This window comes from Sphingomonas sp. TREG-RG-20F-R18-01 (genome assembly GCF_022662475.1).
Lineage (GTDB): Bacteria > Pseudomonadota > Alphaproteobacteria > Sphingomonadales > Sphingomonadaceae > Sphingomonas.
Map to the genome: position 1 here is coordinate 12,490 of NZ_JAKNQQ010000013.1, position 11,162 is coordinate 23,651.

The 11,162-nt window shown below is 64.3% G+C and carries 8 protein-coding genes and 1 pseudogene; 5 read left to right on the top strand and 4 right to left on the bottom strand.

All coding sequences use genetic code 11. The annotated features are described in order from the left end of the window. Positions 1-207 precede the first annotated feature (207 nt). Positions 208-1,470: an McrC family protein gene (locus tag L8K25_RS19960; RefSeq protein WP_242140754.1), complete on the bottom strand. Its 1,263-nt coding sequence runs from the start codon at positions 1,468-1,470 to the stop codon at positions 208-210. Next, complete coding sequence (locus tag L8K25_RS19965; protein ID WP_242140755.1) at positions 1,452-4,016, bottom strand: AAA family ATPase; 2,565 nt, start codon at positions 4,014-4,016, stop codon at positions 1,452-1,454. Before L8K25_RS19965 ends, L8K25_RS19960 begins: the two co-directional genes overlap by 19 nt. A 362-nt stretch (positions 4,017-4,378) precedes the next feature. On the opposite strand from L8K25_RS19965, the gene L8K25_RS19970 reads away from it, so the two are divergent. The 5 genes and pseudogenes from L8K25_RS19970 to L8K25_RS19990 all read left to right on the top strand — a co-directional run bounded on the left by L8K25_RS19970 (position 4,379) and on the right by L8K25_RS19990 (position 8,001). Further along, complete coding sequence (locus L8K25_RS19970; protein ID WP_242140756.1) at positions 4,379-4,837, top strand: helix-turn-helix domain-containing protein; 459 nt, start codon at positions 4,379-4,381, stop codon at positions 4,835-4,837. A 229-nt stretch (positions 4,838-5,066) separates the two neighbouring features. After that, positions 5,067-5,279 (top strand): hypothetical protein, encoded by a 213-nt coding sequence (locus tag L8K25_RS19975; RefSeq protein WP_242140757.1) that lies wholly within the window; start codon positions 5,067-5,069, stop codon positions 5,277-5,279. Positions 5,280-5,615: 336 nt separating this feature from the next. After that, positions 5,616-6,458 (top strand): annotated as a pseudogene (locus L8K25_RS19980) (replication initiator protein A); the annotation flags it as partial. A 73-nt stretch (positions 6,459-6,531) separates the two neighbouring features. Continuing rightward, complete coding sequence (locus L8K25_RS19985) at positions 6,532-6,801, top strand: hypothetical protein (protein ID WP_242140758.1); 270 nt, start codon at positions 6,532-6,534, stop codon at positions 6,799-6,801. Positions 6,802-6,837: 36 nt separating this feature from the next. Continuing rightward, the gene (locus L8K25_RS19990; protein ID WP_277923749.1) at positions 6,838-8,001 is read left to right on the top strand and encodes a TonB-dependent receptor; all 1,164 of its coding nucleotides are present in this window, start codon (positions 6,838-6,840) and stop codon (positions 7,999-8,001) included. 180 nt (positions 8,002-8,181) lie between these two features. Here the strand turns inward: L8K25_RS19990 and L8K25_RS19995 are convergent, their stop codons facing one another. Next, a complete protein-coding gene (locus tag L8K25_RS19995; RefSeq protein ID WP_242140760.1) occupies positions 8,182-9,447 on the bottom strand; it encodes a sodium:proton antiporter in 1,266 nt (421 codons plus the stop codon). Then, a complete protein-coding gene (locus tag L8K25_RS20000; RefSeq protein ID WP_242140761.1) occupies positions 9,444-11,006 on the bottom strand; it encodes a DUF389 domain-containing protein in 1,563 nt (520 codons plus the stop codon). Before L8K25_RS20000 ends, L8K25_RS19995 begins: the two co-directional genes overlap by 4 nt. Positions 11,007-11,162: the final 156 nt, after the last annotated feature.

Sequence of the window (11,162 nt, forward strand, 5' to 3'; positions counted from 1 at the left end):
GCCGCCCCCCCGGCCCCGTCGCGCGTCACATTCTGGTCGGCCGTGGGACGTCTCTGGTCATAGCGGACGGTTTGCCCGGCCTTGGCCCGCGAAGTCTTCGGATAGGTGGTCGCGCACACCGATAGCGTGGTGGTGGCGAGCGGCAGCATCGCTGCGATCCTGGTGTTCATGGCGCTGTTTCCCCGCAGCGAACCGCGGGGTGACAGATCAGGCCTGAAGCGCCTGCGCGACAGATCCGGGCGTAGCACGTCCCGGTGCTACCGCCGCACACAACGCCAGCAACCGCGCCGCAATCCCCTCCCCTTGCGCAATATCGATCGTCGCAGTCGTCAGCGCGTCCGCGCACCCCGTCACGCGGTAACGCCCGGTCTCCCCCGCCGCGTGCAGCCCGCCATGATGCGGGTACAGCAGCATCAGCTGCGGGCAGGCATACAGCCGGCCATAAGCCATCATCTGATAGACATCGGCCTGCGACACACCCTGTTTGGGATCATCGATCCGCGCCGCGATCCGTTTCCACTTGGTGTCGATCACCAGCAACGTCTCGGTCCCGCGGCGGACGAGGATATCCGGGCGGACCTGGAACCGTCGCGCGCCGTCGGGCTCGCTCAGGCAGAACAGCCGGCGGTCCTGCGCGACGACGTGGAGGTCGCTCCCCTTCAACGCCCGCGCGAGCATCCGCGCGACATAGGCCTCGAACAGGTCGTTCATCGCGAACAGCAGCGCAAAGCCTGGGGCCCGACCGTGCGCGGTCGTCTGATAATCGCCTCGCAACAACAACCGCGCGAGATCGCGCAAAGCGCCCCAGCGCGCATTGGTGCGATCGAGCACGATCTCGTCCCAGCGCAGCGCGGTCGCCGGAACCGCTGCGACATCGGCATAGATATAGGCCAGCTCGCGCAACCGCCGCTGGTTAGCGACCGAGCCCGACACCTGCGCGAGCCGGGTCACCACCGCCTTCATCAGGCGGTTGAGCGCGATATCGCTCGACAGCGCGTCGAACTGGCAGGCAAGCCGCTGTGGGCTTGCGGCGAGCATGGTGAACTGACGCTGGACGTCGCGCCGCCCGCGCAACGTCGGCAAGTCCTCGACATGCCCGACATAGCGACGTGGCATCCCGTGGCGCAGCGCATCGGTCAGCATCTCGCAGAAGCGGGTGATCAGCAGCTCGAGCAGACTGTACCGCTGGACGCCGAGCGTCGTCAGCGGTCCCATCGCGAGATCGAGATCATGCGCGACCGCGAGCATGTGGATCAACCGTTCGCGGATCTGCGTCCGGCTCACCGCGTCGTCACTGGCCCCGAGCCCCTCGATCTTGGGGAGGATCTCGCACGTCACGCCCGGCGCGGCGATCACGCCGACGACCTGTTGCGCGCGCAGCCGGCGGTGATGGTCGGTCAGGATCCCCGCGCCATCCTCGCCCCCCAGCGTCGCCTCGCGCGCGACCGCGATCAGCCGGTCGGCGTGCACGCGGGTGAAGGCGCCCTCCCCGTCCGGCTCGATCGGCAGATATTGCCATTCGCTGACGGTGCGATGGATGATGCGAGCCCGGCATAGGCGTCAGGTGCGAAATCGTCCGAACCGGCATCGGGTTTGCGCACGCTCCACCGATACCGTTCGCCGCCATATTGGCTCTCCAGCCCCGCGGGCGCGGCCAACACGGTGCGCTGGAGGAAGCGTTCGCCCTTGGCGTCGCCGAGCGCCGCGGCGATCTTGCCCCAATCCTCGTGGAAATATTCGGCGAGCAACGGCAGCACCTTGCGCCGCATCACCCGGTCGACATCGGGGCGCGTTTTGCAGCCCATGAAGAACGCGTGGCCGATCTGATGCTCGCGATCGAAGAGATATTCGATCCGTTCGTTGAGGCGGGTGAGCAGCGCCTTGAGGTCGACCTCGGGGACATCGGGCAGGATCGACGTGTCCGGCATCATTTCGCGGAAGTCGAACCTCCGGCGAAGCGCGGTGTCGAGCAGCGCGATCGAGCGGTCGGCGGTGTTCATCGTGCCGATGATGTGGAGGTTGCTGGGCACGCCGAATGAATGCTTCGAATAAGGGAGCGTGACCCGAAGTTCGTAGTCGGCACCGATGCGCTTGTCGGGTTCGATCAAGGTGATCAATTCGCCGAATACCTTGGAGATGTTGGCGCGGTTAATCTCGTCGCAGATCATCACGAATTGCTTGGGCCGTGTGGTCTCCGCGCTTCCGGACCCCGGCAGATTGAGCGCCAGGGCTTCCCGATTGAGATATTGCTCGACCAGCCGGTAGCAGGATCGCATCGTGAACGGGCGATCGTAAAAGTCGACGGAAAGCGGTTCCTTCGGGATGTACAGCCAGCGAACGCTGCGGCGGTGATAATAGTCCTTCTCGTCGCCCGGGACATACTCATAGGGACCGGTGATTTCGCCAATCGCGCGATACCGCGAATTGCCGTAGGAGATGACGACGACATCGCCTTCCTTCATGTTGACGCGAAAGCGCGCCATCTGGACGATGTTGGCGTCATTCCCGTTGGTTCCCGGGTGATCCTGGTTCCAGCGGGCGTGGACCGCCTCATAGCTGTCATACGGCGTCCAATCGATCTCGCCGCCCCAGCCAAGGACGACGTAATTCCCGTCGATCGCTGCCTGGAAGATGTGATCCTCCGACCCGGCGCGGCCCAACGACATTTTGAAGACGTCTCGTCCGGTGAGGTCGAATGGCTCCCCAGCCTCGGCGGTCTGCATCGCCTGCTCCGCAATTCTGGCAAGCTCGCGGAACACGCCCGGCTCGGGCTTCAGCTGGAACCCGGCACCCGACGCTGCTTCGCCTTCCGTTTCGCCAGTACTGGGCCGCAGTCCTTCGACGAAATCCTCATAGGCATAGGATTGATGGAAGGTGACGAAGCGCACCTGTCCCGCCGTGACCAGCTCGGCATAGCGATGCCGCACGGCCTCTTCGCTGACAGGAACCACACCGTCGCACAAAGCAACCGCCTCGCGCGCCGTGGCAAAGGTCTTGCCAGTCCCCGGGGGGCCGTACAGGATGAGGTTGGTCGGCGTCGATTGGATCTTCCGGGCGGCAACGTCGGACCGGACCGTAAAAACGAAGGTCGTCGCCGAACTCAGCGGCTTTCCGATCCGACGCGGTGCAGCAAGGCCGGTTAATTGCTGCATCTTGGGGCCTGCCAGCGCCTGGCAGATGTTGGGCCACGCCTCGGTCAAACCCAGCGCATCGTTCACCGTCCGAACCGCAACGGAGACCTCTTGCCCACCAGCAGCGCGCGCCGGTTCGATATAGTCCGCCAGCACATGTTGACGGATCCGATCGGCGTGTGAGCCGTCGCCGACCCTATCGTTCCAAGGCTGACGGGCCAACCACCAGGCATAATCCTGCGCTTCGCCATCGAAGGCGAAGCGGATCAACCGATCGGCCAGTTCCTTGCCGGCATCGATCCGCCAGACGCTGTCGTTGGACGTGTAGAAATACCAGATCCGGGGTTCGTCCAGCGGGGTCCAGTCGACCGCTACGCCCAGTCCGTCCTGAAGATTGGCCGTCACGACGCCGGTGGCACGGATGCGCATTGCCGAGATGCGCTCGCCTTTGAACTCGAACGGAAGGTCGTGGGTTTGGTGGAAATAGTCCCGCATCGCGATGCGGTCTCCGGGCTGCATCGCGCGAACCGCCGCGCTATAGCGCCCCTCGTTCTGCAGCGACCAACGGTGGCTTGCAATGAAATCAGCAAAGCCATCGATGTCGCCGTTCCGCGCGGTGACCAGCCAGTAGGCTTCTTCCGGATCGTCCGGCGCGGTCTCCGCGTCGCCATTGGGTGCCAAGCCTAGCGCGAACTGCTCATACTGGCGCAGCACGGCATAGATGTTGCGCAACTGGCCGGTCGGATCACTGGCTTGTGGGACCAGCGAAGCGGGTGGGCGAACAGCATCGGTGCCGCCTTCGGTCAGCGCTTTGATGTCATTGCGAAGCGTTTCCAATTTGCCTTCGGCAAACACCGTATCGAGATCGTTGGTCGAATACCCCAAGTCGATAAGCGATCGTTCCAGGCGAGCGATCCGCCGGATCCGTCCGTAGATCGCCTTCGGTGAGAGCGGTTCGCCATTCCACCGGCGTTATTCCAGCTAGGTCCTGAAATCTGCTTCTTTCATAATCCGTCCCCCACAGAACGCTTTTCGCGTCCCACTATCCTCTGGTCTTAGAAGGTCGGACCTCTGGTCTTAGAAGGTCGGACGAATCTCCGTCCAGTTCCAATGCTATCGCTCGGCTGAACGCCATCAGCGCCCGCGCGGCAGAAGCGGACGCGGCATTCAAAATCGTCTGTGCGCCTACCGACCGTTGCGTTTATTGCGAATATCCGCTACACCCCTCCCTTACCCGGAGACCGACGATGACCCTCCCTGCCTTCGCAGAACCGCTCGGCGGGCGTTTGTCCTCGATTGCCGACCGGCATGTCGCGAACCAGCTGCGCAGCGTGATCGCGGCGACCGCGACCGGCGATGCGACGCTTCGCGTGATGGAAGCGGGTGGGCGTACCCTGACCGAGATCACGCTGACCCCGGGCATGTCCGAGCTACTGATGGACATGCTGCGCCACATCGGCAGCGGGCATGCGGTGACCTTCGTGCCGATCGGCGAATTGCTCACCACGCAGCAGGCGGCGTATCTGCTCAACGTGTCGCGCCCGCATCTGATCAGCCTGCTCGAGCGCGAGTCGATCCCGCATCACCGGGTCGGGCGGCACCGGCGGATCCGGGCGGAAGACATCTTCGCCTATAAAGCGCAGCGCGATGCAGCACGCGGCGATGCGCTCGATGCGCTCGCGGCCGAGGATGCGGACCTGCTGTAGCAGGGCCGCGCGCGATGTTCGCCAACCGCTACACTGCCCTGGTCGACGCCTGCTCGCTGGCGAGCGTGATGCGGCGCAACCTGCTGCTGTCGCTAGCCGAGGCCGAATTCTTCCGGCTGCGGTGATCGGAACGGATCCTCGACGAGACGCAAGCCGCGATCGACACGATGGCCGAGCGCAAGGGGCCGGCGGACCATGCCGGCCGGGCCGCGCGCGCGCGCGCCAGGCGATGCAGACCGCGTTCGAGGATGCGATGGTCACCGACTATGCGCGCTATCTCCCGCTCGCCGACGGGTTGCCGGATTCGGACGATGCGCATGTGGTGGCGGCCGCGCTCAAGATGCAGGCGCAGACGATCATCACCGAGAATTTGCGCGACTTTCCCGCAGATCTGCTCGACCCGCTCGGGATCGAGGCGCGCAGCGCGGACCATGGCGATTGAGGGTACGACGCGCGAGCTCACACGCGAAAAGGCCGCCCGGGGCAATCGAGAGGCCTTACCCCGCAGCGGGGGGCCTTTGGCGGTTGCTCGACCCGCCGAACGATCCCGCCGACACCGCGCGCCCGTTCACCTGGACCACGCTGCATCGCCGCCCCGGGCTCAGTGTCCTGTCGAGCAACCCGGCAAGGCGTGACAATCTAGCTCCACGCCGGGTCGGGTGCCGGGACCACGATCCGGTCGACGCGCTGCGCCAGGCGCTCCCTAATCTGGAGGCCGAAGGCCGCGGGCTCAAACAGCAAGCGTGTTTCCCGGGGGAAACACAAGCAGTTCGACCGTATGACGCGCGCCGACCGTCAGAGCCTGTTCGCGCAGTTCGACCTGCTCCTACCCTATCTCGCCAACCTGCTGCCGCGTGATCAGCGCTAGATGATGGAACGCCCGTTCTAAAGCCTAGCCACGTCGAAGCGTATCAAGCGGATCGATTGCAAGAGCCCGGACGGCAAACTTTGGGTCCACGTCTTGCGTAATCCCGATCAAGGCATGGCGACGATCTTGGATGCCTATATCATAATCTATCGTGCGAGCTTGCTTGCTGACATGACGCGACGCGCGTCAAAGACGCCGCGCACGCTTCATCCGATGTCCTACGACTTGCTTCGCGCGATCGGGCGGCCGACAACCGGACGCGCCTCTTAGCTGCTCGGGCGGGCGCTCGACCGATTGATGTCGACCACGATCAACGCCAACATCCGCGCCGATAACTGCTGCAAAGCGACTCTAGCTGGCTCGACCGCTGAACCCAGCTGGTCGACGAAATTACCGAGCGATCGCGCTGAATGACGCTCAGATGTCGAACTGGTTTTGAAGGCGTGACGATGTAAGGCGGGATGCTGTCGGTCGACCGTGCTTATTTCGACCTGACCGGGCGGGTTAGGACACTGGCTGTACCGCGTCGCGCCAGCATGCCGGCGGGGAAGGGGCTCAACGCCCGTTGCGAAACCCGCGCCTCCCAAGCCTCACCGGGCAGTGACCGATTACGCGGAAACGATCGAGGTCGCGGCGCTGCTGCGGCGTTCTGGAATGAGACTAGAGAAGCTGGCGACCGCCGGCAAAATCACGGATGCGACGATGGCGCCCCTTCGCGCCGAATGCCCGTGGTGGGACTATCAGACGCTACACGGCAAATGCCGTAGCTCACCTCTAGCCGCCGGGTCGTTTAAAGTCTGGTAAGACCGGTGGGTTCAACCGCACCTTGTGGTCGGCCGATTTCGACCTGCATCTCGACGGCCGCACCGTGATCGAGGCCGATGTCAGCCATTACGAGACCCGCAGCGTCGGACTTCCGGGCAGTATCGTCTATTTCGCCGGCGGACTGACGCAATTGCCCAAGGCGATCGACCCGACCCGCATCGGCTACGGCCAGCCGGTGGCCGGCGTCAATCTGACGACCGACACCGGACTCGCCAAGCTGAAGCATGACTTCGGCAATGGCTGGAGGCTCGAACTCGGCGGCCTGTACTAGAACGCTGACCGCGGCCTGTACGGCATCACGAACACGCTGACGGACACTAAGGGCGACTATACCGTCACCAAGAACTTCAACGCTGTGCCGCGCTTTACCGTCGCCAGCAACAGCGCCTCGCTGACCGTCAGGGTCGACCTGTTTGGACTGGCCAACGATCTCGCGTTCGGCACCAACGGCTTCGTCAAGGGCCAATACACCTATCGCAACTCGATCGCGGTGGTGCTTGGCACCGGCAACCTCGCTAATCCAACGGTGCTGCCAAGCAAGCCGACGCCAAACACCGGCGGCGAGTACAAATCAGCGCAACTGTTCGTGCAGTCGATCGTCCTGGGCGACACGCTGCATCTCGACGATCGGCTCGCCCTTCAGGGAACCCTAAGCACGTCGTTCCTGAGTTCGACCAGCTGGTCGAAGACCGGCGCAGTGACGAGTTCGGACACGCGCAACGGCGTGCTCAGTCCGACCGTCAGCCTGACCTACAAGCCGGTGCCGGCGATGACGATCTATGCGACCTATGCGAACAATATCGAACAAGGCGAAGGCGCGCCGGCCGGCACCGCCAACGCCAACCAAATCCTGTCGCCCTATCGCGACGAGGAATATGAAGCGGGCATTAAATATCAGATCGTGCCGGGCTTCCTCCTGAGCGCCGCTGGCTTCCGCATGACGCGGCCGCTGGCGATCAGCAACGCGGTGAGCAACGTTTTCGCAGTGGTTGGCACGCAGCGCAACTGGGGCGGAGAGCTGTTCGGTCAGGGCGCGCTTACCCCCTCACTCAGCCTGCTGGGCGGAGTGACCTATATCGACGCGCGACTGATCGGATCGGGCGTCACCGCCACCAACGACAAGCGTGTCGTCGGCGTGCCGGAGTTCAAAAGCGACGTGACGGCCGACTTCCATCCGCTGTTCACGCACGGCGTAGCGCTTACGGGCACGGTGCATTATGAAAGCGACCGCGCCGCGACCAACACCGAGTCGAGCTACGCGCCTCCTTATGCGACGGTCGACCTTGGCATGCGTTACGCGGCGGCGCTTGGCGGACATCATGAGATCCTGCGTCTGAACGTGATCAACGTCGCGGATAAGCAATATTATTCCTCGATCGCCGACGGTACGATTGTCGGCAGCCCAGGCGCTAATACCGCGTATTCAGGCGCGCCCCGTACCATACTTGCGAGCGTGGAGTTCGCTCTTTGACCCACAAATGGACATTCCCCAGTCGTTACGTGCTTCCAAGATTCCGACATCCGTTAATTTGTCCGAGCGACGACCGGCAAAAGCGTTGTCCCGTAGCGGTCCAGTGTCGCCTTACGTCCATTAATTTGTGCATCTCATGGACGGTTTGATCTCAACCAAACCGCGGGCACGGTAATCGCTTCATTCGCGCACTGGGTCGGTACGCCAGCGGATTACGCGTTCGATCGTGCCGCCCTGCACGATTACCGAAAACAGCACGACAATATAGGTCGCGGCCAGCGCATAGGCTCGCGCTGGACCGTCGGGCAGGCCGAGCGCCAGCGCGATCGAAATTCCGCCGCGCAGGCCGCCCCAGATCAGCGTGATCGGCGCGAGCTTTCCCAGCGACAAGAACGGGCGCATCAATGCGAGCGGCCCCACCACCGACACGCCGCGCGCGAGCAGAACCAGCGGGATCGCGGCCAATCCCAGCACGATCAACCGACCGTCTGCCGGGATGGTCACCACCTCGAGCCCGATCAACAGGAACAGTACCGAATTGAGGATGTCGTCGATCAACGCCCAGAATTTGATCAGATAGTCGCGCGTCTCATCGCTCATCGCATGCGCTACGCCCGGATTGCCGATGATAAGACCAGCGACCGCCATCGCCACCGGACCGCTGACATGTACCTGGCTCGCGAGGGCATAGCCGCCCATCACCACCGCCAGACTGATCATCACCTCGACCTTGTAATCGTCGATCGAGTGCATCGCCTTATACGCGATCCATCCGGTCACCAGCCCGAGCGCGATGCCGCCGCCAGCTTCGACGAGGAACAGTTCGCCCGCGTGGGGGAGCGACAGCGGCTGGCCGCTCAGCGCGACCGACAGGATGATCGTGAAGACGACGACACCGACGCCATCGTTGAACAGGCTTTCACCCGCGACGGTTGCCTGTAGCGTCGGCGGCACCGCGGCGCCCTGCATGATCCCCATCACCGCGACGGGGTCGGTCGGGCTGATCAAAGCCCCAAACACGAGGCACGAGGCAATTGGAATGTCGAAACCAAGTAGGCCCGCAATCAGCCGGAACCCGGCGCCGATCAGCACGGTCGATAGGATGACCCCGACCGTGCTCAGGATCAGGATCGGCCAGCGCCCCTTTCGCATCTCGCTCCAATCGACGTGGAGCGCGCCCGCGAACAGCAGGAACGACAGCATTCCATCCATCAGCGTGGTGTGGAAGTCGATCCCGGCGATGAAGCGCACGATATCGTGGCTGATCGCGCTGGCCGGCAGGATCCGGTCGAGCCCGACGACGATCAGCGAGGCAATCGCGCCCATCACCGTTAGCCCGATCGACGGCGGCAGCTTTAGGAAGCGGTGATTGAGATAGCCAAGCGTCGCGGCCAGTACGATGAGGATCGCGGCGGCGTCGAACGGGGTAATCGAGAGATTGCTCATTGTCCTGCCGCTTTCAACGTTACGGTCTGGCCGCCTCCGGGTGCCGGGACCGCCTGCATACCGTTTTCGCGGAGCAGTGCCGCAATCGCCAGCGCACGGCGCTGGTTGCGCGTCGGTTTGGCGGGCGGGGTGGTGCCAGCCGGGAGGCCAGGGACGGCGAGCGCGGGGATGTTCCAGCGGCGCGCTTCCCACACTGACAGGATCACCGCCTCACGGCCTGCCGGATCGAGCGTGTCGCGCGACGTCCCGAAACGGATCGCTGGAAGCTGCGCGAGCGGCGGGACGATCGTGACCTGCCAGCCCTTGGCCGCCGCCATGGCGCGTTGCTCGAGTACGCGGAACGCGTCGGGCCCGGCACCCGGTAAAGGGGCGGCGGTCGCGCTTGCGCGGTGATGATCGCGGTCGAGCGTCACCGCGTCTTCCGACACACCCGCGGCGAGTGACACCATTCCAACGATCCGCGCGACTTCGGCGTCTTGAGCGGCTGCGGCGTCGGAGGCCTGGCGCAGTTCGGCGCGTTGCGTCTCGAGCGCGCCGGCGGACGGATCGAGCAGCACCTGATCGAGCTGGAGCTTGACCGGCTGGCCGAGCCGTTTGGCCAGTTGCGCCTGCAGCGCCTGGCTGTCCTTGGCGCTCTTGCGCGGTGCGATCACCACCGAGCGGACCGCGATCGGCGTTCGGTCGAAGTCCACGTCGAGTTGCGTCACGCGCGCGGTTGAGCCGAACGCGCCGTTGAGGAAGGAGCGCACCTGCGTCGCGGTCACGGTCTCGCGCGCGATCCGGCCGAGCGACAGCGCAAGCGGCACGCCCATCGCGACGAAAACGAGCATTAGCACGATCGTCTGCGCCCAGCTCTGCGTTCCCGACAGATAATGACCGAAGCCGTAATAGCGCGCCATGACCGTTGCCGAGAGTGCAATCGTCAGGAAGTTGGTTGCGAACAGCGCGAGCGCACCGCCCAGCACCGCCATGTTGCCGGTGGCGAGGCCATAGCCGACCACCGCAAGCGGGGGCATCAGCGCAGTTGCGATCGCGACGCCGACGATCGTCTCGCCGCGACCGCGGATGATCGCGAAGGTCCCGGCGAGCGCGGCGAACAGCGCGACCAGCAGATCGAACAGATTGGGGCGGGTACGCGCGAGGATTTCCGCGGTCGGTGCCTTTAGCGGCGAACACAGCACGATCAGCGCGGTGAACGCGACCGCGAGCACCGCGCCGATCACCAGCGCGGTGAGCGCGCGCCGCATTTCACGGAAGTCGAACAGCGCCAGGCTGAATCCCAACCCGAGGATTGGGTTCATCAACGGCGAAATCAGCATCGCGCCGATCACCACGGCAGGGGACGAGAGCAGCAGGCCGAGCACCGCGATCCCGGCGGACATGACGGTCATGAACGCGTAGCGGCCCGACCATCCGCTTTCCTCGGTGATCCGCGCGACGACGCGTTCGTGATCAATCGGACCGACCACCGCGAGGCGCCACCATCGATAGAGCTTAAACTTTTCCAGACCCGGATGCGACGGACGTTCGAGCGTTCCTATCGGCGGATTGTCGATCATCGAGAGCTCCCGATAGCCGGCCGTGTGACCGGGTTGCGCGATGGTTGTCTGGAAAGCTCCAGGACGGGCGGTGGTAGCGACAGGTCACGAAATGCTCAAATCTGGCGCATCGCCGACGTCGCGGCAGGGCCGCGTTGCCGAATGGCGGAGGAACGA

What these genes read in the sequence shown, in the direction of transcription:
- L8K25_RS19970 (WP_242140756.1), top strand. Translation starts at nt 4,379, where the DNA reads ATGACCCTCCCTGCCTTCGCAGAACCGCTCGGCGGGCGTTTGTCCTCG.
- L8K25_RS19995 (WP_242140760.1), bottom strand. Translation starts at nt 9,447, where the DNA reads ATGAGCAATCTCTCGATTACCCCGTTCGACGCCGCCGCGATCCTCATC.
- L8K25_RS19975 (WP_242140757.1), top strand. Translation starts at nt 5,067, where the DNA reads ATGCAGACCGCGTTCGAGGATGCGATGGTCACCGACTATGCGCGCTAT.
- L8K25_RS20000 (WP_242140761.1), bottom strand. Translation starts at nt 11,006, where the DNA reads ATGATCGACAATCCGCCGATAGGAACGCTCGAACGTCCGTCGCATCCG.